The 21,350-nt window shown below is 58.8% G+C and carries 22 protein-coding genes, 1 tRNA gene, 1 rRNA gene and 1 pseudogene; 21 read left to right on the forward strand and 4 right to left on the reverse strand.

All coding sequences use genetic code 11. From position 1 onward, the window contains the following. Nucleotides 1-110 (forward strand): 5S ribosomal RNA (rrf, locus tag BSF40_RS08675); the annotation flags it as partial. Between the two features lie 97 nt (nt 111-207). On the opposite strand, the pseudogene BSF40_RS32685 reads toward rrf, so the two are convergent. From BSF40_RS32685 to BSF40_RS08695, 3 genes and pseudogenes are all read right to left on the reverse strand, one after another. Continuing rightward, nucleotides 208-2,358, reverse strand: a pseudogene (locus BSF40_RS32685) (DEAD/DEAH box helicase family protein). A 110-nt stretch (nt 2,359-2,468) separates the two neighbouring features. Beyond that, the gene (locus BSF40_RS08690; RefSeq protein ID WP_095964818.1) at nt 2,469-2,798 is read right to left on the reverse strand and encodes a hypothetical protein; all 330 of its coding nucleotides are present in this window, start codon (nt 2,796-2,798) and stop codon (nt 2,469-2,471) included. 172 nt (nt 2,799-2,970) lie between these two features. Next, nucleotides 2,971-3,055 (reverse strand) — tRNA-Leu (locus BSF40_RS08695). A 107-nt stretch (nt 3,056-3,162) separates the two neighbouring features. On the opposite strand from BSF40_RS08695, the gene queA reads away from it, so the two are divergent. The 6 genes from queA to BSF40_RS08725 all read left to right on the forward strand — a co-directional run bounded on the left by queA (nt 3,163) and on the right by BSF40_RS08725 (nt 9,248). Beyond that, the gene (gene queA, locus BSF40_RS08700; protein WP_095964819.1) at nt 3,163-4,212 is read left to right on the forward strand and encodes a tRNA preQ1(34) S-adenosylmethionine ribosyltransferase-isomerase QueA; all 1,050 of its coding nucleotides are present in this window, start codon (nt 3,163-3,165) and stop codon (nt 4,210-4,212) included. Nucleotides 4,213-4,226: 14 nt separating this feature from the next. After that, entirely contained in the window at nt 4,227-5,342 is a 1,116-nt protein-coding gene (gene tgt / locus BSF40_RS08705) for a tRNA guanosine(34) transglycosylase Tgt (RefSeq protein WP_172435689.1), read from the forward strand. 43 nt (nt 5,343-5,385) lie between these two features. Beyond that, a complete protein-coding gene (gene yajC, locus BSF40_RS08710) occupies nt 5,386-5,721 on the forward strand; it encodes a preprotein translocase subunit YajC (protein WP_007956696.1) in 336 nt (111 codons plus the stop codon). A 64-nt stretch (nt 5,722-5,785) separates the two neighbouring features. After that, entirely contained in the window at nt 5,786-7,654 is a 1,869-nt protein-coding gene (secD, locus tag BSF40_RS08715) for a protein translocase subunit SecD (RefSeq protein WP_015093620.1), read from the forward strand. A 9-nt stretch (nt 7,655-7,663) separates the two neighbouring features. Then, entirely contained in the window at nt 7,664-8,578 is a 915-nt protein-coding gene (secF, locus tag BSF40_RS08720; RefSeq protein WP_095964821.1) for a protein translocase subunit SecF, read from the forward strand. A gap of 121 nt (nt 8,579-8,699) precedes the next feature. After that, a complete protein-coding gene (locus BSF40_RS08725) occupies nt 8,700-9,248 on the forward strand; it encodes a glycine zipper 2TM domain-containing protein (protein WP_015093622.1) in 549 nt (182 codons plus the stop codon). A 251-nt stretch (nt 9,249-9,499) separates the two neighbouring features. Here the strand turns inward: BSF40_RS08725 and suhB are convergent, their stop codons facing one another. After that, nucleotides 9,500-10,318 carry an inositol-phosphate phosphatase gene (gene suhB, locus BSF40_RS08730; RefSeq protein WP_007974015.1) on the reverse strand — a complete coding sequence of 273 codons (819 nt, stop codon included), beginning with the start codon at nt 10,316-10,318 and terminating at the stop codon, nt 9,500-9,502. A 146-nt stretch (nt 10,319-10,464) separates the two neighbouring features. Between suhB and trmJ the strand changes: the two genes are divergently transcribed. The 14 genes from trmJ to BSF40_RS08800 all read left to right on the forward strand — a co-directional run bounded on the left by trmJ (nt 10,465) and on the right by BSF40_RS08800 (nt 21,347). Continuing rightward, nucleotides 10,465-11,235, forward strand: coding sequence for a tRNA (cytosine(32)/uridine(32)-2'-O)-methyltransferase TrmJ (gene trmJ, locus BSF40_RS08735; RefSeq protein ID WP_008045111.1), 771 nt, complete (start codon nt 10,465-10,467; stop codon nt 11,233-11,235). Between the two features lie 2 nt (nt 11,236-11,237). Continuing rightward, complete coding sequence (cysE, locus tag BSF40_RS08740) at nt 11,238-12,014, forward strand: serine O-acetyltransferase (protein ID WP_007982740.1); 777 nt, start codon at nt 11,238-11,240, stop codon at nt 12,012-12,014. 237 nt (nt 12,015-12,251) lie between these two features. Further along, a complete protein-coding gene (gene iscR, locus BSF40_RS08745; protein WP_007974010.1) occupies nt 12,252-12,743 on the forward strand; it encodes a Fe-S cluster assembly transcriptional regulator IscR in 492 nt (163 codons plus the stop codon). Nucleotides 12,744-12,793: 50 nt separating this feature from the next. Then, a complete protein-coding gene (locus BSF40_RS08750; protein WP_007974008.1) occupies nt 12,794-14,008 on the forward strand; it encodes an IscS subfamily cysteine desulfurase in 1,215 nt (404 codons plus the stop codon). Between the two features lie 101 nt (nt 14,009-14,109). Further along, on the forward strand, nt 14,110-14,496 hold the full coding sequence (iscU, locus tag BSF40_RS08755; protein ID WP_007974006.1) for a Fe-S cluster assembly scaffold IscU: 387 nt from the start codon (nt 14,110-14,112) through the stop codon (nt 14,494-14,496). A 28-nt stretch (nt 14,497-14,524) separates the two neighbouring features. After that, nucleotides 14,525-14,848 (forward strand): iron-sulfur cluster assembly protein IscA, encoded by a 324-nt coding sequence (iscA, locus tag BSF40_RS08760; RefSeq protein WP_007974004.1) that lies wholly within the window; start codon nt 14,525-14,527, stop codon nt 14,846-14,848. Nucleotides 14,849-14,856: 8 nt separating this feature from the next. After that, complete coding sequence (gene hscB, locus BSF40_RS08765) at nt 14,857-15,378, forward strand: co-chaperone HscB (RefSeq protein WP_007974002.1); 522 nt, start codon at nt 14,857-14,859, stop codon at nt 15,376-15,378. 51 nt (nt 15,379-15,429) lie between these two features. Beyond that, nucleotides 15,430-17,292 carry a Fe-S protein assembly chaperone HscA gene (gene hscA, locus BSF40_RS08770; RefSeq protein WP_095964822.1) on the forward strand — a complete coding sequence of 621 codons (1,863 nt, stop codon included), beginning with the start codon at nt 15,430-15,432 and terminating at the stop codon, nt 17,290-17,292. A gap of 2 nt (nt 17,293-17,294) precedes the next feature. Then, nucleotides 17,295-17,636, forward strand: a complete 342-nt coding sequence (fdx, locus tag BSF40_RS08775) for an ISC system 2Fe-2S type ferredoxin (protein WP_015093626.1) — start codon at nt 17,295-17,297, stop codon at nt 17,634-17,636. A 14-nt stretch (nt 17,637-17,650) separates the two neighbouring features. Beyond that, complete coding sequence (gene iscX / locus BSF40_RS08780; RefSeq protein WP_007973999.1) at nt 17,651-17,851, forward strand: Fe-S cluster assembly protein IscX; 201 nt, start codon at nt 17,651-17,653, stop codon at nt 17,849-17,851. Between the two features lie 88 nt (nt 17,852-17,939). Then, nucleotides 17,940-18,365: a nucleoside-diphosphate kinase gene (gene ndk / locus BSF40_RS08785; protein ID WP_007903599.1), complete on the forward strand. Its 426-nt coding sequence runs from the start codon at nt 17,940-17,942 to the stop codon at nt 18,363-18,365. 28 nt (nt 18,366-18,393) lie between these two features. Then, complete coding sequence (rlmN, locus tag BSF40_RS08790; RefSeq protein WP_015093627.1) at nt 18,394-19,542, forward strand: 23S rRNA (adenine(2503)-C(2))-methyltransferase RlmN; 1,149 nt, start codon at nt 18,394-18,396, stop codon at nt 19,540-19,542. Between the two features lie 12 nt (nt 19,543-19,554). Continuing rightward, a complete protein-coding gene (pilW, locus tag BSF40_RS08795) occupies nt 19,555-20,313 on the forward strand; it encodes a type IV pilus biogenesis/stability protein PilW (protein WP_015093628.1) in 759 nt (252 codons plus the stop codon). Continuing rightward, nucleotides 20,313-21,347: a RodZ family helix-turn-helix domain-containing protein gene (locus BSF40_RS08800; RefSeq protein ID WP_095964823.1), complete on the forward strand. Its 1,035-nt coding sequence runs from the start codon at nt 20,313-20,315 to the stop codon at nt 21,345-21,347. The genes pilW and BSF40_RS08800 overlap by 1 nt, the downstream gene beginning before the upstream one ends. Nucleotides 21,348-21,350: the final 3 nt, after the last annotated feature.

Genomic DNA, 21,350 nt, shown 5'->3' on the forward strand with positions numbered 1-21,350 from the left:
GACCATAGAGCATTGGAACCACCTGATCCCATCCCGAACTCAGCAGTGAAACGATGCATCGCCGATGGTAGTGTGGGGTTTCCCCATGTGAGAGTAGGTCATCGTCAAGATTAAATTCCGAAACCCCAATTGCGAAAGCAGTTGGGGTTTTGTTTGTCCTTGAAAAAAGCATCCTGAGACTGGTGCGGAAGTTGACCGTCAACCACGTTAGAGTAGGTCCATGGTGGCCATGGAATCAGCCATGCGGTAGCCCATCGCTTTGTAACCCGCCTGGCGCTTATCCCACATTCTCAGCAGCGCGACATTTCCCCCGTCAACGAAGTCAATCACTCGCACGTCGGCCTTATCGGCATGCGATCGATGCAACCGCCCCGCATATTGCTGAAGGATTCCCTTCCATGAGATGGGCATTGCCAGTACCAGTGTGTCCAGCGGCGGGTGATCGAAACCTTCACCTACTAGTTTTCCTGTTGCCAACAGCACCCGTGGAGCATCAGGGGGAAGGGACTCAAATTTTTCTACCCTCGCTGTACGCCAACTCAATCTCCGAAACGATTTTGGCTGTCCGCTCAGAGTTGTCGGCTAGATGCCGAAAAACGTCCTGAATCCCAAAGCCGTCGGGGACCACTATTGGTTTTGACAGCAATCGAGGCACGACAGATAGGTCATGGGGCGCACTCGCTGGTCGAGCAGCAGAATGTCGGATCGGTCCGCACTGCATGAAAATAATGGGCTGCTGCCCATCTCGGCGCACTGGGGTTGCGGTGAGTCCCAGTACGTACCGCGCGGTCGCGCTCCTCAGTAGTCCCTCGAATGACACGGTTGATAGGTGATGACACTCATCAACGATGATCTGGCCGTAGTTTTTTACCTGATCGCAGATCTCGCCTTTTCGCGATAGCGACTGCATTACGGCAATGTCGATGATGCCGGTAAGCTTCGCTTCCCCCCCCAAGGGTACCAACGACACCATTCTCGACTCCCAGGAGCGCCTGCAAGCGCTCTTGCCACTGCCTTAACAGTTCCGTCCGATGCACAAGCACCAACGTGTTAATGCCACGAGCGGCAATCAACGCAGCAGCACTCACCGTTTTACCGAAAGCTGTCGGTGCGCAGAGGATGCCGGTGTCATGACTTAGCATTGCGCTGACAGCAGCCTCTTGGTCAGAACGCAGGGTCCCGAGAAAACTCACGTCGATGGGGTCGCCCACGAAGCGGTCGTCTTTAAAAATAGGGGTAACCCCGTTTTCCTCTAAAAGCTCCAGCGCAGCATCCAAACAGCCACGCGGTAACGCAATATGTTTGGGGGAGTTCTGGGCACAGCCGATAATCCTTGGCTTGTTCCACACTGACATGCGCATGGCCTGAGCTTTGTAGAACTCAGGATTTTGAAAAGCAGCGAGCCGGACAAGCTGGTTTGCCAATGGCTGTGGCAATTCCGACTTTTCAAAGTAAATTAAGTTGGCCAGCGTGATGTTGACAGCAGCAGGTAGCGGGCATGTCAATTTGCGTGATCTCGATTCACGATCTTTCCAGGGTTCTGCATCACCTTCGTCATCGACGTAGGCGACCCCTAGAGGGTCTCGATTACCCATCGCCTGGACAATAACGGGCTGGATATCTTCTGGACTCATGCGCTGAATCGATGCCAGGAAGGCCCATTGATCAGGATGAGGCTCAAGCGTGTCGTCTACAAAAACGCTGTTGTTTTGGGCCCTGGCCCGCTTTTGCAAAGGGAGCGCGATGAGATTTCCAAAGCCGCCTTTGGGCATATAGTCCTGGTTTGGAAACAGTCGATCATAGGAGCTGAGCGCCAACTGGCGGGTGCGCTCACAGGCATGACTGATGATTGCGGCACCGGGACGTTCAGCCCATGGCATGACTGCACAAAAGCTTTGAGTCATCACGCCATTCGGCCTCATCGAAGTCGACAGCCAAAAAATAACAGGTGTCATCAGGAAGCATGGGGTAGATACCAATAACCACTTCACCTGCTAGATGGCGATAGATCACCTCATCGATCAGTGGAAGAAACTGACGGTTGCCGCAGTCGCCACATTTGATTCGGGGGTTCTCACAAACGTCAGGCCTCCATTCGTTTGCGCAAGCGGGTGCGTATCCTGATTTGCCTGCCTTGCTTTCCCAGCGGATGGGGTAAACGTCCGTTCTGCCACGAAACAAGCTTCGGAATAGGGCAAGCTTTCCTTCAGTATCGAGTTGCTGTGATTGCTCTGTTTGGACAATCGCAATCTTGACCGGCTCAGCAGGCGGGCGCCAATCGATGCCATGAGCATCCAGCAAGGCAACCAATCTTGCATTCTCAGCCCTTAGCTGCGCCGCCAGACTAGTGTCTATCACCGCCTTCAGCCTCTGCGTCTCAGGTGAAGCCTGTAGCCTCGAGCTCCAACCCTCAGTCCATCAGTAAAACATAGAGGTTATCAAACAACAGGGGTCCCCCCTGCCTTCATTCATTGAATATCTTTCAGATAATCCTTGAGCGCAACGAGCGGCGCATCTAGCTGCCTCATCGCCTGAATCCCGGCAAACTCACCCGCCAACCTCCGCAACTCCCGCCCCAACGGCCTATCCACACCCCCAACAGCCTCCAACGCCAACCCCACACACTCACCCACCTTCACCTGAATCCCCTCAACATCCCCCCGCCGCACCAGCAACTCAAACACATCCCGCTGGTAATCCCCCATCACCAGATCATCCCGCAAAATCGGGCTTTGACCTTCCGATTCATAAGCCAGTTTGAGGGAGAAGAGGGCGACGGTTTCCAGGTGCAATTCCATGGGGGAATCCTTGTGAAATGTTCTTCCGGCGAGGAGGGCAGAAGAGAGGCAAGATCAAAAGATCTCAGCCTTCGGCAGCTCCTACAGGTTGGTGCGTTGTTCGCGGGGTGTCAGGGGTGGCTTTTCTTTGGGCGAAAAAAAAGGCCTTGCTAAGCAAGACCTTTCTTAATTTTGGTGCCCCGAGGGAGACTCGAACTCCCACTCCTTTCGAAAACGGATTTTGAATCCGCCGCGTCTACCAATTCCGCCATCAGGGCTCAATGGCGGCGAAGTATAGAGATGAGATAACCGCTGGTCAATCAGGTACATGGAGAATTTTTGATAATTCCGCTAGACTTCCCGGCCCTGCTAGACGAACCCCATCATGCGCGTTGCTGACTTTACTTTCGAGCTCCCTGATTCGCTGATTGCCCGCCATCCTTTGGCCGAGCGTCGCAATAGTCGTCTGTTGACCCTGGATGGGGTCAGCGGCGCCCTGGCACACCGTCAATTCACTGATTTGCTGGAGCATTTGCGCCCTGGCGATTTGATGGTGTTCAACAATACCCGGGTGATTCCGGCGCGGCTGTTTGGCCAGAAGGCTTCCGGCGGCAAGCTGGAAATCCTGGTGGAGCGGGTGCTCGACAGTCATCGCGTGCTGGCCCATGTGCGTTCCAGCAAGTCGCCCAAGCCTGGGTCAAAGATTTTCATCGACGGCGGTGGCGAGGCCGAGATGCTGGCGCGGCACGATGCGTTGTTCGAGCTGGGGTTCACTGAGGAGGTGTTGCCGCTGCTCGACCGTGTCGGGCACATGCCGTTGCCTCCTTATATTGACCGCCCGGATGAAGGCGCCGACCGCGAGCGTTACCAGACCGTCTACGCCGAGCGTTTGGGCGCGGTGGCGGCGCCGACGGCGGGGCTGCATTTTGATCAGGTGCTGATGGAGGCGATTGCCGCCAAGGGCGTCGAGACGGCGTTCGTGACCTTGCACGTTGGCGCGGGTACGTTCCAGCCGGTGCGGGTCGAGAAGATCGAAGACCACAACATGCACAGCGAATGGCTGGAAGTCGGCCAGGACGTGGTGGATGCCGTTGCCGCCTGCCGCGCGCGCGGTGGTCGTGTGGTGGCCGTGGGGACCACCAGCGTGCGCTCGCTGGAAAGTGCGGCGCGCGATGGCGTGCTCAAGCCGTTCAGCGGCGATACAGACATTTTCATTTACCCTGGCCGGCCGTTTCATGTGGTCGATGCCCTGGTCACCAATTTCCATTTGCCCGAATCCACGCTGTTGATGCTGGTTTCGGCGTTTGCCGGTTATCCGGAAACCATGGCTGCCTACAAAGCCGCGGTCGACAACGGTTACCGCTTTTTCAGCTACGGTGATGCGATGTTCATCACCCGTAATCCCGCTCCAAGCGGCCCAGAGGAAACAGTATGAGTCGCACCTGTCGTATGTCTTTCGAGCTGCTGGCCACTGATGGCAAGGCTCGTCGCGGTCGTTTGACCTTCCCGCGCGGTACCGTCGAGACCCCGGCCTTCATGCCGGTGGGCACCTACGGCACGGTCAAGGGCATGCTGCCACGGGATATCGAGGCGACTGGCGCTGAAATCATTCTGGGCAACACCTTCCACCTGTGGCTGCGCCCGGGCATGGAAGTGATCAAGAAGCACGGCGATCTGCACGATTTCATGCAGTGGAAAGGCCCGATTCTGACCGACTCCGGCGGTTTCCAGGTGTTCAGCCTGGGCGCCATGCGCAAGATCAAGGAGGAGGGCGTGACCTTCGCCTCGCCGGTCGACGGCGCCAAGGTGTTCATGGGCCCGGAAGAGTCGATGCAGGTTCAGCGTGACCTGGGCTCCGACATTGTGATGATTTTCGACGAATGCACGCCGTACCCAGCGGATGAAGACGTCGCGCGTATTTCCATGGAATTGTCCCTGCGTTGGGCCAAGCGTTCGAAAGAAGCCCATGGCGACAACACCGCGGCGCTGTTCGGTATCGTTCAGGGCGGCATGCACCAGGACCTGCGCATGCGCTCCCTGGAAGGCCTGGACAAGATCGGCTTCGACGGCCTGGCCATCGGCGGCCTGTCGGTGGGCGAGCCCAAGCATGAGATGATCAAGGTGCTGGATTACCTGCCGGGCATGATGCCGGCTGACAAACCTCGTTACCTTATGGGCGTTGGCAAACCGGAAGACTTGGTTGAGGGTGTGCGCCGCGGTGTGGACATGTTCGATTGCGTGATGCCAACCCGTAATGCCCGCAATGGGCATCTGTTCATCGATACCGGCGTGCTGAAGATCCGAAACGCGTTCCATCGCCATGATGATTCGCCGCTCGATCCGACCTGCGATTGCTATACCTGCCAGAACTTCTCCCGCGCTTATCTGCATCACCTGGACAAGTGCGGCGAAATGCTGGGAAGCATGCTCAATACCATCCATAACTTGCGTCATTATCAAGTGCTTATGGCTGGTTTGCGCGAGGCTATTCAACAGGGTACATTGGCCGCCTTTGTCGATGCCTTCTACGCCAAACGCGGGTTACCTGTTCCGCCTTTGGACTGAGTTTCCTGACCCCAAGATTCAACATTTGCAACTGGAGTGCTAAATGAGCTTTTTTATCTCTAATGCCATGGCAGACGCTGCAGCCCCTGCGGCAGCCCCTATGGGCGGCGGTTTCGAGTGGATTTTCCTGGTCGGCTTCCTGGTCATCTTCTACCTGATGATCTGGCGTCCACAGGCCAAGCGCGCCAAAGAGCAGAAAAACCTGCTGAGCAGCCTGCAGAAAGGTGACGAAGTTGTGACCACCGGCGGCATCGCCGGCAAGATCACTAAAGTGGCCGACGATTTCGTCGTTCTGGAAGTTTCCGACACCGTCGAAATGAAATTCCAGAAAGGCGCCATCGCCGCGACGCTGCCAAAAGGCACGCTCAAAGCGATCTAAGTTTCAACTTCATTTTCAATCGACGGGGCGCGCAAGGCGCCCCGCGTCATAAACGGGCGGCGTGATGCTGAACAAATATCCTCTGTGGAAATACATTCTGATCCTGGCGGTGCTGGCGGTCGGTCTGATTTATTCCGCTCCCAATCTTTATCCTGATGACCCGGCCATTCAGGTCAGCGGTGCAAGCACTGCACTGCAGGTCAATCAGGCTGATCTGGATCGCGTGAGCGCTGCGCTCAAGGAATCCGGGATCAACGTCAAGGCTGCCACGCTGGCAGAGGGCGGCAAGGGTGGTCTGATTCGCCTGACCAAGGCTGAAGACCAGTTGCCGGCCAAGGACGTTGTACGCAAGGCGTTGGGTGATGACTACGTCGTTGCATTGAACCTGGCGCAAACCACCCCGCAATGGCTGCGCAACCTCGCTGCGCACCCGATGAAGCTGGGTCTGGACTTGTCCGGTGGTGTGCACTTCCTGCTGGAAGTGGACATGGACAAAGCCCTCGATGCACGCCTGAAAGTCTACGAAGGCGACGTCAAGAGCCTGCTGCGTAAAGAAAAGCTGCGCTATCGCAGCCTGCCGCAACTCAATGGTGCCATCCAGCTGGGCTTCGCTGATGAAGACAGCCGTGAACAGGCCCGTGTGCTGATCCGCAAGAACTTCAACGATTTCGACATTGTTCCGGCCGACCTCAATGGTCAACCGGTGCTGCGTCTGGCGATGACCCCGGCCAAGCTGGCGGAAATCCGCGAATACTCCATCAAGCAGAACTTGACCACGGTACGTAACCGCGTCAATGAGCTGGGTGTTGCCGAACCGATCGTCCAGCGCCAGGGCGCCAACCGCATCGTGGTTGAGCTGCCGGGCGTGCAGGACACCGCCGAAGCCAAGCGTATCCTCGGCAAGACGGCCAACCTCGAGTTCCGTCTGGCGGCAGAGCCTGGTGCTTCGAAAGCCACTTCCGAATCCTTCGAGTTCCGTGAAGGTGGCCGTCCTCCAGCGCTGATCGAACGCGGCCTGATCATCACCGGTGACCAGGTGACTGACGCCAAGGCCGGCTTCGACGAGCACGGCAGGCCAGAAGTGAATATCCGTCTGGATGGCCACGGCGGCGAGCTGATGAACCGTGCGACCCGTTCGAACGTCGGTCGCAGCATGGCGGTGATCTTCATCGAGCAGCGTCCGGTTACCACGTATACCAAGCAAGTGGTCAACGGCGTCGAAAAAGACGTTCCGGTTCAGAGCTTCAAGGAAGAGAAGAAGATCATCAGCCTGGCGACCATCCAGTCGCCGCTGGGTGCCCAGTTCCGTATTACCGGCCTGAACGGCCAGGGCGAGTCGTCCGAGCTGGCGCTGCTGCTGCGTGCCGGTGGTCTGGCTGCACCGATGTACTTCGCTGAAGAACGCACCATTGGTCCAAGCCTGGGTGCCGACAACATCACCAAGGGTATCGATGCGTCGCTGTGGGGCATGCTGTTCGTCTCGCTGTTCATCATGGCCATCTACCGCTTCTTCGGCCTCATCGCCACCGTTGCTCTGGCGGTGAACATGGTGATGCTGCTGGCGCTGATGTCGCTGCTGGGTGCAACGCTGACCCTGCCGGGCATCGCCGGTATCGTATTGACCATGGGTATGGCGGTCGACGCCAACGTGCTGATCTTCTCGCGGATCCGTGAAGAGATCGCTGCCGGTATGACCGTGCAGCGTGCAATCAACGAAGGCTTCGGCCGGGCATTCACCGCGATTCTCGACGCCAACCTGACCACCTTGCTGGTCGGCGGCATCCTCTTTGCCATGGGCACCGGCCCGGTCAAGGGCTTCGCAGTGACCATGTCCCTCGGGATCTTTACCTCGATGTTCACGGCCATCATGGTGACCCGCGCGATGGTCAACCTGATCTTCGGCGGTCGTGACTTCAAGAAGTTGTGGATTTAAGGGGCTGCCATGTTACGTACAATCAACTTCATGGGCGTTCGCAACTTCGCGTTCGGCGTCACATTGTTCCTTACTGCGCTGGCCTTGTTCAGCGTCGCCACCAAGGGCATGAACTGGGGTCTGGACTTCACCGGCGGTACGCTCATCGAGCTGACCTACGAGCGTCCGGCCGATGTCACCAAGGTGCGTGAGCAGCTGGCGACCGCGGGTTATCAAGAAGCCATCGTGCAGAACTTCGGTGCAACCACCGACCTGCTGGTGCGCATGCCGGGCGAAGACCCGCAACTGGGTCACCAGGTGGCCGAGGCCTTGCAGAAGGTCGGCGGCGAGAACCCGGCGTCGGTCAAGCGCGTCGAGTTCGTCGGCCCGCAGGTGGGTGAAGAGCTGCGCGACCAGGGCGGCCTCGGCATGCTGATGGCGCTGGGCGGCATCCTCATCTACCTGGCGTTCCGCTTTCAGTGGAAGTTTGCGGTCGGTGCGATCGTGTCCCTGATCCACGACGTGATCGTGACCATCGGTATCCTGTCGTTCTTCCAGATCACCTTCGACCTGACGGTGCTGGCGGCGGTACTGGCGATCATCGGTTACTCGCTCAACGACACCATCGTGGTATTCGACCGGGTTCGTGAGAACTTCCGTGTACTGCGCAAGGCCAGCCTGATCGAGAACATCAACATCTCGACCACGCAAACCCTGCTGCGGACCATGGCGACGTCGATCTCCACCTTGCTGGCGATCGCGGCCCTGCTGTTCTTCGGCGGCGACAACCTGTTCGGTTTCTCCATCGCCCTGTTCATCGGTGTTCTGGCGGGTACCTACTCGTCGATCTACATCGCGAACGTGGTGCTGATCTGGCTGAACCTGAGCACGGAAGACCTGATTCCTCCTGCCAATACCGAGAAGGAAGTCGACGACCGTCCTTGAAGGATAATTCTTCTGGCGGTGTAGTCCAAAAAAGGCGCGAGTTGAACTCGCGCCTTTTTTTGTGCTCCAAGGCTGGGAGAAGCGCGGACATGTTCCGCATGTGATGGTCCAGGAGGTTCATGTGAACAAGTCGATGCTGGTTGGTGCTGTACTGGGTGCTGTCGGTGTGACTGCCGGGGGCGCTGTGGCCACCTACAGCCTGGTTAAAAGCGGTCCTGAGTTCGCACAAGTACTCGCCGTTGAGCCGGTCAAGACACAAATCAAGACTCCACGTGAAGTGTGCAAGGATGTAACTGTCACCCGGCAGGCGCCGGTGAAAGATCAACATCAGATCGCCGGTACGGTGGTCGGTGCATTGGCAGGTGGTTTGCTGGGTAACCAGGTTGGTGGCGGCACCGGCAAGAAGATCGCCACGGTCGCGGGTGCTGTCGGTGGTGGTTATGCCGGCAACAAGGTGCAGGAAGGCATGCAGGAGCGTGATACCTACACCACGACCCAGACCCGCTGCAACACGGTCAACGACATCAGTGACAAGGTTGTAGGTTACGACGTGCGGTATTCGCTGGACGGCAAGGAAGGCAAGGTGCGCATGGATCGTGATCCAGGCAACCAGATTCCGGTGGATAAGGAAGGCAAGTTGATCCTGTCGGAGAATCAGCAGGGTCAGTGATCTGCTGAAGCTGGATAAAAAAGAAGCACCCTGCGGGGTGCTTTTTTTGTGCCCGGGATTTATGCGCCACCACTAATCCCCTGTGGGAGCGGGCTTGCTCGCGAATGCGGTCTAACATCAAACATTGGTGCTGGCTGACCCACCGCTTTCGCGAGCAAGCCCGCTCCCACATTGGGTTTGTGGTGTGTTGGGGATCGAATTCCAGGCATAAAAAAGCACCCCGAAGGGTGCTTTTTTCTGTCGCGGGAAGCTTAGCGCTTCAGCGAGGCCGGCAGGTGCGGCTGGATCGCCGTCAAAACCGCCTTGAAGCATTTGGTGTTGCCGGCAACGACGTGGCCTTTCTCGAGGAAGTCGTGACCGCCGGTGAAGTCGCTCACCAGGCCGCCTGCTTCCTGGATCAGCAGGGCGCCAGCGGCCATGTCCCACTCGGACAGGCCCGACTCCCAGAAGGCGTCGAAACGGCCGGCAGCCACGTAGGCCAGGTCCAGGCTCGCGGAACCGGCGCGGCGGATGCCGGCAGTCTGGCCAACCAGGGCGCGGAACATGCCCAGGTAGTTGTCGAGGTTGTCCATCTGCTCGTCACGGAACGGGAAGCCGGTACCCAGCAGGGCGCCGTCCAGGCTGGTGCGACCGCTGACGCGCAGGCGACGACCGTTCAGTTGAGCGCCGCGACCACGGCTGGCGGTGAATTCTTCCTGGCGAACCGGGTCCAGAACAACAGCGTGCTCCAGGCGACCGCGGTATTTGCAGGCAATGCTGACAGCGAAGTGAGGGATGCCGCGCAGGAAGTTGGTGGTGCCGTCCAGTGGATCGATGATCCACAGGTACTCTTCGCCTTCGATGCCGGTGCCGGCGTGCATGCCGGTCTCTTCACCCAGGATCGAGTGATTCGGGTACGCCTTGCGCAGGGCGTCGATGATTTTCTGTTCGGCGGCGCGATCCACCTCGGATACGTAATCCTTGGCGTCTTTTTCGTCGACCTTGATGGTATCCAGGCGCTCGATGGAGCGGAAGATCAATTCACTGGCGCTGCGGGCGGCGCGCAGCGCGATATTCAGCATGGGCTGCATGGATGTGTCACCTAAGGTTGTTAAAGAAAGCCGGGCATTCTATCAGAAAGTTTCTACAGGAGAAGGACGACGTTCGCTTTCATGGCTTAACGGTAGCTTCAGCTGTAAGATTCCGCTCCCGATTATCGTGTTCGAGAGCGCCTCCCTTGCTGCATAACATTCGTGTCGTCCTGGTCAATACCAGCCATCCGGGCAATATCGGCGGGGCTGCGCGTGCCATGAAGAACATGGGCTTGTCGCGGCTGGTGCTGGTCGAGCCTCGTCTGTTCCCGCATCACGAAGCCGACGCCCGTGCTTCCGGTGCCGGTGACATCCTTGAAAACGCGCAAGTCGTCGCCACCTTGGAAGATGCCCTGGTCGGCTGCAATCTGGTGCTGGGTACCAGTGCCCGCGACCGGCGCATTCCCTGGCCGCTGCTCGATCCCCGCGAATGCGGAACGAAGGTGGTCGAGGAAGCCGGTCAGGGCGCGGAAATCGCTCTGGTGTTCGGTCGTGAAGATTCCGGCCTGACCAACGAAGAGCTGCAGCGATGTCATTATCACGTGCACATCCCATCCGACCCTGAGTTCAGTTCGCTGAACCTTGGGGCGGCGGTGCAGGTGTTGAGCTATGAAGTGCGCATGTCCTGGCTGGCCGCCCAAGGTCAGCCAAGCAAGGTCGAGAAGGAAGAGGTGGCTTCGGTCAAAAGCGCTGAGCTGGCGACCATGGACGAACTGGAGCGATTCTATGAGCACCTGGAGCAAACCCTGGTGGCCATCGAATTCCTCGATCCGGAAAAACCGCGGCACTTGATGGCGCGCCTGCGCCGGTTGTACGGACGCAGCTCGGTCAGCCGGGCGGAAATGAATATTTTGCGTGGCATCCTCACGGAAACCCAGAAAGCGGCCCGTGGTGAGCTTCTAAAGCGGAAGGATTAATGATGTTTGAGCGTTTGCGTGAAGATATTCAGAGCGTATTCCATCGAGACCCGGCGGCGCGTAACGCTTTTGAAGTCCTGACCTGCTACCCCGGCATGCACGCCATCTGGATTCACCGTTTGTCGGCGATGCTGTGGCGCGCGGACCTGAAGTGGCTGGCGCGCCTGGTGTCGAACTTCGGTCGCTGGCTGACCGGGATCGAGATCCATCCGGGGGCCAAGGTCGGTCGACGTTTCTTCATCGACCATGGCATGGGCATCGTCATCGGTGAAACCGCGGAGATCGGCGACGACGTCACTATTTATCAGGGCGTGACCCTGGGTGGCACCAGCTGGAACAAGGGCAAGCGTCACCCGACCTTGGGTGACGGCGTCGTGGTCGGGGCGGGCGCGAAAGTGCTCGGCCCGTTCACTGTCGGTGCCGGTGCCAAGGTGGGTTCCAATGCTGTCGTGACCAAGGAAGTGCCGCCGGGTGCGACCGTGGTCGGGATTCCGGGGCGAATCATCGTCAAATCCGACGAAGAGCAGGATGCCAAGCGCAAGGCCATGGCCGAGAAGATCGGTTTTGATGCCTACGGCGTGACTGAAGACATGCCTGACCCGGTGGCTCGCGCCATCAATCAGTTGCTCGATCACCTGCAGGCGGTCGATGGTCGTCTGGAGGGGATGTGCGGGGCGTTGAAGGATCTGGGCAGTAATTACTGTGCGAAAGACCTGCCTGAGCTGCGCGAAGAAGATTTCGCCTGTGTGAAGGACAAGGATCAGAGTCAGGCCAGCTAGACCGCGTCGCTCCCTTCGCGAGCAAGCCCGCTTCCACAGGATGTTCATCGTCCCTGTGGGAGCGGGCTTGCTCGCGAAGAACGATGGCGCGCATTTACTGGTGATACACGCTCAGCCTTTGCTATGATGCGCCCGCTCTTTTGCGGGTAATCCTGACTAAAGTACTAGGTCTTATAGTTGACTTAAATACTCGGGAATTGCATACTCGCCTCATTCCGAACTCCGTGGTAATTGTCCATGCGACTGACTACAAAAGGCCGATACGCCGTGACCGCCATGCTTGACCTGGCGTTGCACGCGCAGCACGGGCCCGTGTCCCTGGCCGATATCTCCGAGCGCCAAGGCATCTCCCTGTCCTACCTCGAACAGCTTTTTGCCAAATTGCGCCGCAGCAATCTGGTGTCCAGCGTGCGTGGTCCGGGCGGTGGCTACCAATTGTCCCGCGACATGCAGGGCATCCAGGTCGCCCAGGTGATCGATGCGGTGAACGAATCGGTCGATGCCACCAAATGCCAGGGCCAAGGTGATTGCCATCAAGGTGACACTTGTCTGACCCACCACTTGTGGTGCGACCTGAGCCTGCAGATTCACGAATTTCTGAGCGGTATCAGCTTGGCTGACCTTGTAACTCGCCGTGAGGTGCAAGAAGTAGCCCAGCGTCAGGACCAGCGCCGTTGCAACAGCAAGGTGCCACGCCTGGACAAGATTGAAGCGTCCGCCGTCGAATGACAGCCAAAGAGCTAGCGGCACGCCAGCCAGCCTGATTTAGGAGATAGTCCATGAAATTGCCGATTTACCTTGATTACTCTGCGACCACCCCGGTTGATCCGCGTGTCGCGCAAAAGATGAGTGAATGCCTGCTGGTCGACGGAAACTTCGGTAACCCGGCGTCCCGTTCCCACGTGTTCGGCTGGAAAGCTGAAGAGTCCGTTGAAAACGCCCGTCGTCAGGTGGCCGACCTGGTCAACGCCGACCCGCGCGAAATCGTCTGGACCTCCGGTGCCACCGAATCCGACAACCTGGCAATCAAGGGTGCGGCACATTTCTACGCCACCAAAGGCAAGCACCTGATCACCACCAAGATCGAGCACAAGGCTGTCCTGGACACCATGCGCCAACTGGAGCGTGAAGGTTTCGAAGTGACCTACATCGAGCCTCGCACCGATGGTCTGGTAACGCCTGAGATGATCGAAGCCGAACTGCGCGACGACACCATCCTGGTGTCGGTCATGCACGTGAACAACGAAATCGGCACCATCAACGATATCGCAGCGATCGGCGAACTGCTCCGTTCCAAGGGCATCCTGTTCCACGTCGACGCCGCTCAGTCCACTGGCAAGGTCGAGATCGACCTGCAGAAGCTGAAAGTCGACATGATGTCGTTCTCCGCCCACAAGACCTACGGTCCTAAAGGCATCGGCGCCCTGTACGTCAGCCGCAAGCCGCGCGTACGTATCGAAGCGACCATGCACGGTGGCGGCCACGAGCGCGGCATGCGTTCCGGCACCCTGGCGACCCACCAGATCGTCGGCATGGGTGAAGCTTTCCGCGTAGCCAAGGAAGACATGGCTGCCGAAAACGCACGCATCAAGGCGTTGAGCGACCGTTTCTACAAGCAGGTCGAGCACCTGGAAGAGCTGTACGTCAACGGCAGCCTGACCGCCCGCGTTCCGCACAACCTGAACCTGAGCTTCAACTACGTTGAAGGCGAGTCGCTGATCATGGCGCTCAAGGATCTGGCGGTTTCGTCCGGTTCGGCCTGCACCTCGGCATCCCTTGAGCCTTCGTACGTACTGCGCGCCCTGGGCCGCAACGACGAACTGGCTCACAGCTCGATCCGCTTCACCTTCGGTCGTTTCACCACCGAAGAAGAAATCGACTACGCCGCGCAGAAAGTCTGCGAGGCCGTAACCAAGCTGCGCGCTCTGTCGCCGCTGTGGGACATGTACAAAGACGGCGTCGATATCTCGAAGATCGAGTGGGCGGCACACTAACTATAGAAGCCGCCGGATACAGGTCCTGTAGCGGCGCGGCGGTAAATGCAGCGCAACTACAGGGTCTCAAGAGCGGCCCTGATGAGTGAGGATTGAGAATCATGGCTTACAGCGAAAAGGTCATCGACCACTACGAAAACCCGCGCAACGTCGGCAAGATGGACGCGGAAGACCCTGATGTCGGCACCGGCATGGTCGGCGCTCCGGCGTGTGGCGACGTGATGCGCCTGCAGATCAAGGTCAACGACGCCGGCATCATCGAAGATGCCAAGTTCAAGACCTACGGCTGCGGTTCGGCTATCGCTTCCAGCTCCCTCGCCACCGAGTGGATGAAGGGCAAGACCCTGGACGAAGCGGAAACCATCAAGAACACCCAGCTGGCTGAAGAACTGGCCCTGCCGCCAGTGAAAATCCACTGCTCGGTACTCGCTGAAGACGCCATCAAGGCGGCTGTTCGCGACTACAAGCAGAAGAAAGGCTTGATCTAAGCATTTGGCGACGAGTAAGGAGTCAACGATGGCTATCAGCATGACAGAAGCGGCGGCCAAGCACGTGCGACGCTCCCTCGACGGGCGCGGCAAGGGTGAAGGGATTCGTCTGGGTGTTCGCACCACGGGCTGTTCCGGCCTTGCCTACGTGCTGGAGTTTGTCGACGAGGTGGTTGCTGAGGACCAGGTGTTCGAAAGTCACGGCGAAAAAGTGATTATCGACCCGAAAAGCCTGGCTTACCTGGACGGCACCGAGCTCGATTTCGTCAAGGAAGGGTTGAACGAAGGCTTCAAGTTCAACAACCCCAACGTGCGCGGTGAATGTGGCTGCGGCGAAAGCTTCAACATCTGAGGCTTGTCGTGGGTACTCCTTGTCATTTCGCTTTATTCGAGCTGCAACCGAGTTTCGATCTGGATCTCGATCAGCTGGCTACGCGCTACCGTGAGTTGGCGCGCGGCGTTCATCCGGACCGCTTTGCAGACGCTTCCGAGCGCGAGCAGCGGCTGGCGCTGGAGCAATCCGCGAGCCTCAACGAGGCCTATCAGACGCTCAAGAGTCCACCCAAGCGCGCGCGTTACCTGCTCGCCTTGAATGGTGGCGAGCTGCCGCTGGAGGTCACGGTGCATGATCCGGAGTTTCTTCTGCAGCAGATGGAGCTGCGTGAAGAGCTCGAAGACCTGCAGGACAGCGCGGACCTCAATGGCGTTGCCGTCTTCAAGCGTCGCCTGAAGGCTGCCCAGGATGAACTGAACCAAAGCTTCGCAGCTTGCTGGAACGATGCCGCGCAACGTGAACGGGCCGAACGCCTGATGCGGCGCATGCAGTTCCTCGACAAGCTCACCTACGAAGTGCGCCAGTTAGAAGAGCGCCTCGACGACTAACCCAGTGCCGCTCCGGTCGCACGCCTGATATACAGATAAGTCCTGATAACGATGGCCCTACTGCAGATCGCCGAACCCGGCCAAAGTCCTCAACCGCACCAGCGTCGTCTGGCTGTGGGGATCGACTTGGGCACTACCAATTCGCTGGTCGCTGCATTGCGCAGTGGACTTTCCGAGCCTCTGGCTGACGTGCAAGGGCGGGTCATCCTGCCGTCTGCCGTACGCTATCACGCTGATCGGGTCGAGGTTGGCGAATCCGCCAAGCTGGCTGCCGCCACCGATCCCTTGAACACCGTGCTGTCGGTCAAGCGCTTGATGGGTCGTGGCCTGTCCGACGTCAAGCAGTTGGGCGAGCAACTGCCCTACCGCTTTGTCGGCGGCGAGTCGCACATGCCGTTCATCGACACGATCCAGGGCCCGAAAAGCCCGGTCGAAGTGTCCGCCGATATCCTCAAGGTCCTGCGCCAGCGTGCCGAGGAGACCCTGGGTGGTGAGCTGGTGGGTGCGGTGATCACCGTTCCGGCCTATTTCGATGACGCTCAACGTCAAGCCACCAAGGATGCGGCCAAGCTGGCCGGCCTGAATGTGCTGCGTTTGCTCAATGAGCCGACTGCTGCCGCTGTGGCTTATGGCCTGGACCAGCATGCCGAAGGCCTGGTCGCCATTTACGACCTGGGCGGCGGTACCTTCGATATTTCGATTCTGCGCCTGACCGGCGGTGTCTTCGAAGTCCTGGCCACCGGCGGCGACAGCGCCCTGGGCGGCGATGACTTCGACCACGCGATCGCGGGCTGGATCATCGAGAGCGCCGGTCTGTCCGCCGACCTCGATCCCGGTGCGCAGCGCAACCTGCTGCAAACCGCCTGTGCGGCCAAGGAAGCCCTGACCAATGCGCCTGCCGTTGAAGTGGCCTATGGCGACTGGAAGGCCGAGCTGACCCGTGAAGCCTTCAATGCGCTGATCGAGCCGATGGTCGCGCGCAGCCTCAAAGCCTGCCGTCGTGCGGTGCGTGATTCCGGTATCGAGTTGGAAGACGTGCACGCCGTGGTCATGGTCGGTGGTTCGACTCGCGTACCTCGCGTTCGCGAAGCTGTCGCTGAAGCCTTCGGTCGCCAGCCCCTGACTGAAATCGACCCGGATCAAGTGGTCGCCATCGGTGCTGCGATCCAGGCTGATACCCTGGCCGGTAACAAGCGCGATGGTGGCGAACTGCTGCTGCTCGACGTGATTCCGTTGTCCCTGGGCCTGGAAACCATGGGCGGCCTGATGGAGAAGGTGATTCCGCGCAACACCACCATCCCCGTCGCTCGCGCCCAGGACTTCACCACCTATAAAGACGGCCAGTCGGCCATGGCGATCCACGTGTTGCAGGGCGAGCGCGAGCTGATCAGCGACTGCCGCTCCCTGGCGCGCTTCGAACTGCGCGGTATCCCGGCAATGGTGGCGGGTGCGGCGAAGATTCGCGTGACCTTCCAGGTCGATGCCGACGGTCTGCTCAGTGTTTCTGCTCGCGAACTGGGTTCGGGCGTCGAAGCCAGCATTCAGGTCAAGCCGTCCTACGGCCTGACCGATGGCGAAATCGCCAAAATGCTCAAGGACTCGTTCCAGCACGCCAATGACGACAAGGTTGCCCGTGTGCTGCGCGAGCAACAGGTCGACGCCCAGCGCCTGATCGAAGCCGTGCAGGCCGCTCTGGAGGCCGATGGCGAGCGCTTGCTCGACGCCGAGGAGCGCCTGGTCATCGATGCGCAGGTGCAGGAACTGACCGAACTGATGAAAGGTACCGATGGTTACGCCATCGAGCAGCAGACCAAGCGTCTGTCGCAAGTGACCGACGCCTTTGCTGCCCGCCGCCTGGACTCGACGGTGAAAGCCGCGCTGGCGGGGCGCAACCTGAATGAGATTGAGGAATAACGATGCCGCAGGTCATTTTTCTGCCACACGAGAAGTTTTGCCCCGAAGGCATGGTTGTTGAGGCTGAGACGGGGGTTTCCATCCTCGAACTGGCCCATGAGCACCACATCGAGATGGAAAGCGCCTGTGGCGGCGTCTGCGCCTGCACTACCTGCCACTGCATCATCCGCGAGGGTTTCGACTCGCTGGAAGAGGCCGACGAGCTGGAAGAGGACTACCTTGATAAGGCCTGGGGCCTTGAGCGCGAGTCCCGCCTGGGCTGCCAGGCCAAGGTCGGTACCGAAGACCTGACGGTCGAAATTCCGAAGTACTCGCTCAACCACGCCGCCGAAGCGCCGCACTGATTCAAGGAATTGTCATGAAACTCAAGTGGACTGATGTGCTGGAGATCGCGATCCAGCTGGCCGAAAGCAAGCCCGACGTGGACCCTATGTCGGTCAACTTCGTCGATCTGCGCAAATGGGTAATGGAATTACCCGATTTCGACGACATGCCTGAGCATTGTGGCGAAAAGATCCTGGAGGCCATTCAGGCCCACTGGATCGAAGAACGCGACTGAGCCACGCCGCAGGTTAGGCAATACCCAAGAACCCGCGTATAATTCGCGGGTTTAATTTTTCGTAAATTACCGTTTCTGGAGTTACACCATGGCTGTTCAACGTACTTTCTCCATCATCAAGCCTGACGCCGTTGCTAAAAACGTGATCGGCGAGATCACCACTCGTTTCGAAAAAGCCGGCCTGCGCGTTGTAGCTTCGAAACTGAAGCAACTGTCCAAAGCCGAAGCCGAAGGCTTCTACGCTGAGCACAGCGCTCGTGGTTTCTTCAACGACCTGGTTGCTTTCATGATCTCCGGTCCGGTTGTCGTTCAGGTTCTGGAAGGCGAAAACGCTATCGCTCTGAACCGTGAGCTGATGGGCGCTACCAACCCTAAAGAAGCTGCTGCCGGCACCATCCGTGCTGACTTCGCTGACTCCATCGACGCCAACGCCGTACACGGTTCGGACTCCGAAGCCGCTGCCGCTCGCGAAATCTCGTACTTCTTCGCAGCTACTGAAGTAACCACTCGCTAAGCATTGGCTTAAGAGTGAAGGTGAATCCATGACTACATCGACTGTAAAAACTAACCTGCTGGGTCTGACTCAACAGGAAATGGAAAAATTCTTCGACTCAATCGGGGAGAAGCGTTTCCGTGCCGGTCAGGTAATGAAATGGATTCACCACTTTGGTGTCGATGATTTCGATGCCATGACGAACGTCAGCAAGGCCTTGCGCGAAAAGCTCAAGGCTGTTGCTGAGGTCCGTGGTCCGGAAGTGGTCAGCGAGGACATCTCCAGCGACGGCACCCGCAAGTGGGTGGTGCGCGTGGCGTCCGGCAGCTGCGTCGAGACCGTGTACATTCCCCAGGGCAAACGCGGCACCTTGTGCGTTTCGTCCCAGGCAGGCTGTGCCCTGGATTGCAGTTTCTGCTCCACCGGCAAGCAAGGCTTCAACAGCAACCTCACCGCCGCCGAAGTCATCGGCCAGGTGTGGATTGCCAACAAATCCTTTGGCAGCGTCCCGGCAACCGTCGACCGTGCCATCACCAACGTGGTGATGATGGGCATGGGTGAGCCGCTGCTGAACTTCGACAACGTCGTCGCGGCCATGCATCTGATGATGGACGACCTGGGCTACGGCATTTCCAAGCGCCGCGTGACCCTGTCGACCTCCGGCGTGGTACCGATGATCGATGAGCTGTCCAAGCACATCGACGTCTCCCTGGCGTTGTCCCTGCACGCACCGAATGACGCATTGCGTAACCAATTGGTGCCGATCAACAAGAAGTATCCGCTTAAGATGCTGCTCGAGTCGTGCCAGCGCTACATGTCGTCCCTGGGCGAAAAGCGTGTGCTGACCATCGAGTACACCTTGCTCAAGGACGTCAACGACAAGCTTGAGCACGCCGTGGAAATGATCGAGCTGCTCAAGAACATCCCGTGCAAGATCAACCTGATCCCGTTCAACCCGTTCCCGCATTCCGGGTACGAGCGTCCGAGCAACAACGCCATTCGTCGTTTCCAGGATCAGCTTCATCATGCCGGTTTCAACGTCACCGTCCGCACCACCCGTGGTGAAGACATCGACGCCGCCTGTGGTCAATTGGTAGGGCAGGTGCTGGATCGCACCCGTCGCAGCGAACGTTATATCGCCGTGCGTGAATTGAACGCCGACAGCGATGTTGCTTCGAGCACTGCGAACAACAATTAAGAGAGGATCTCTATGTCCCTGCGCTTTGCGCTGCTTTTGCTGTTGGCCAGCCTGTGTGCTGGCTGCGTGCTTTCGGGTGATTACAACCCGATGAAGACCAGCAAGGGCCGTGATGAAGCGCGTGAGGCGTATGTGCAGCTCGGTATCGGGTATTTGCAACAAGGCATGACCGAGCGCGCCAAGGTTCCGCTGAGAAAAGCCCTGGAACTCGATGGCTCCGACCCGGATGCCAACGCGGCGCTGGGGCTGGTGTTCCAGGCCGAGATGGAGCCGGAGCTGGCCGACGAGCATTTTCGCAAGGCGCTGTCTTCCCGTCCGGGCGACGCACGAATTCTCAATAATTACGGCAGTTTTCTTTTCGAGCAGAAACGTTACAAGGAAGCCTACGAGCGCTTTGAACAAGCCGCTGCCGATACGCTGTATCCTGAGCGTTCGCGGGTGTTCGAGAACCTGGGCATGACCGCTGCGATGCTCGGTCAGCGTGATCTGGCCCAGCAGCAACTGGAAAAAGCCCTGCGCCTGAACCGGCAACAACCTCGTGCATTGCTGGAAATGGCTGAGTTGTCTTACGAAGACAGGCATTATGTGCCCGCGCGAGATTATTACGACCGTTTCAGCCAGCTCTCCGAGCAAAATGCACGTAGTCTATTGCTCGGCGTTCGGCTGGCAAACGTGTTCGAAGATCGCGACAAGGCTGCAAGTAAAGGCCTGCAACTAAAAAGACTCTATCCCGGTACGCCGGAATATCAGCAATACCTGTCGGAGCAATGATGAAAGCGGCGCATCCCGAAGTTGTAGCAGCGAATCGCGTTAACCCCGGTGAGACTTTGCGCCAGGCCCGCGAAAGCAATGGCTGGTCGCTGGCCGAAGTGGCCCTCAAGCTCAACCTCACCACCACTTCCTTGAGCAATCTGGAAGCCGGCGCTTTCGACAAGCTGCCCGGGCATACCTTTGCCCGTGGTTACATTCGTGCTTATGCCAAGTTGCTCGGCATGGACCAGGCCGTTCTGGTCCAGCAATTCGATCAATCCACCGGTACCGATTCCCAGGGCAGCAATGTTCACAGCCTGGGTCGTATTGAAGAGCCGGTCCGGGTTTCCCACACCATTTTGCGAATCGTCAGCCTGCTGTTGCTGGTAGCGGTGATCGGTGGCGGTTTCGTCTGGTGGCAGGATCAGACCTCGATGCGCACCAAGGACCTGATCGGTCTGGCACCAGAGCACGTAGAAGTCGAAGGCGCCGACGGTACCACTCAGATTCATCCGCTGGACGAGCCGGAAGACCAGGCCGTCGTGGAAGGTCAGACCGAAGGCGGTACCGCTCTCGCGCTGCCACAGGCCGAGGCTCCGGCTGAAGCACCGGAGCAGGCTCAAGTGACTGCGCCAGTTGCCCCCGCAGCGCCGACCACGCCAGCTGCACCCGCGCACACTACCGCGCCCGTTGTCGCAGCGCCGGTGACCCCGGCAGCTCCGGCTCCGGTAGCGCCTGCCGCCGCGGTCCCTGCGGTGACTGCACCGGTAGCCGCTGCGGCTCCTGCTCAAGCGCCAGCCGCACCGGTGGCCGGTCAAGGCCAGGTTCAGGTGCAGTTCACCTCCGATTGCTGGACACAAGTGACCGACGGTAGCGGCAAGGTGCTGTTCAGCGGTCTCAAACGCAAAGGCGACAGCCTGGCAGTCAATGGCAAACCACCGTTTTCCGTACGCCTGGGCTTTGCCCGTGGCGCTCAGGTCAGCTACAACGGCCAGCCAGTCGATGTCGCTCCGTTCACCAGTGGCGAGACTGCTCGCCTGAAGTTGGGTCAATAAGTC

Origin of the sequence: Pseudomonas sp. ACN5, assembly GCF_002303975.1 — a bacterium.
Classification (GTDB): Bacteria; Pseudomonadota; Gammaproteobacteria; order Pseudomonadales; family Pseudomonadaceae; genus Aquipseudomonas; species Aquipseudomonas laurylsulfatiphila.

Coding starts and splice junctions, on each gene's coding strand:
- BSF40_RS08690 (WP_095964818.1), bottom strand. CDS start 2,798: ATGGAATTGCACCTGGAAACCGTCGCCCTCTTCTCCCTCAAACTGGCT.
- queA (WP_095964819.1), top strand. CDS start 3,163: ATGCGCGTTGCTGACTTTACTTTCGAGCTCCCTGATTCGCTGATTGCC.
- tgt (WP_172435689.1), top strand. CDS start 4,227: ATGTCTTTCGAGCTGCTGGCCACTGATGGCAAGGCTCGTCGCGGTCGT.
- yajC (WP_007956696.1), top strand. CDS start 5,386: ATGAGCTTTTTTATCTCTAATGCCATGGCAGACGCTGCAGCCCCTGCG.
- secD (WP_015093620.1), top strand. CDS start 5,786: ATGCTGAACAAATATCCTCTGTGGAAATACATTCTGATCCTGGCGGTG.
- secF (WP_095964821.1), top strand. CDS start 7,664: ATGTTACGTACAATCAACTTCATGGGCGTTCGCAACTTCGCGTTCGGC.
- suhB (WP_007974015.1), bottom strand. CDS start 10,318: ATGCAGCCCATGCTGAATATCGCGCTGCGCGCCGCCCGCAGCGCCAGT.
- cysE (WP_007982740.1), top strand. CDS start 11,238: ATGTTTGAGCGTTTGCGTGAAGATATTCAGAGCGTATTCCATCGAGAC.
- iscR (WP_007974010.1), top strand. CDS start 12,252: ATGCGACTGACTACAAAAGGCCGATACGCCGTGACCGCCATGCTTGAC.
- BSF40_RS08750 (WP_007974008.1), top strand. CDS start 12,794: ATGAAATTGCCGATTTACCTTGATTACTCTGCGACCACCCCGGTTGAT.
- iscU (WP_007974006.1), top strand. CDS start 14,110: ATGGCTTACAGCGAAAAGGTCATCGACCACTACGAAAACCCGCGCAAC.
- iscA (WP_007974004.1), top strand. CDS start 14,525: ATGGCTATCAGCATGACAGAAGCGGCGGCCAAGCACGTGCGACGCTCC.
- hscA (WP_095964822.1), top strand. CDS start 15,430: ATGGCCCTACTGCAGATCGCCGAACCCGGCCAAAGTCCTCAACCGCAC.
- fdx (WP_015093626.1), top strand. CDS start 17,295: ATGCCGCAGGTCATTTTTCTGCCACACGAGAAGTTTTGCCCCGAAGGC.
- iscX (WP_007973999.1), top strand. CDS start 17,651: ATGAAACTCAAGTGGACTGATGTGCTGGAGATCGCGATCCAGCTGGCC.
- ndk (WP_007903599.1), top strand. CDS start 17,940: ATGGCTGTTCAACGTACTTTCTCCATCATCAAGCCTGACGCCGTTGCT.
- rlmN (WP_015093627.1), top strand. CDS start 18,394: ATGACTACATCGACTGTAAAAACTAACCTGCTGGGTCTGACTCAACAG.
- pilW (WP_015093628.1), top strand. CDS start 19,555: ATGTCCCTGCGCTTTGCGCTGCTTTTGCTGTTGGCCAGCCTGTGTGCT.
- BSF40_RS08800 (WP_095964823.1), top strand. CDS start 20,313: ATGAAAGCGGCGCATCCCGAAGTTGTAGCAGCGAATCGCGTTAACCCC.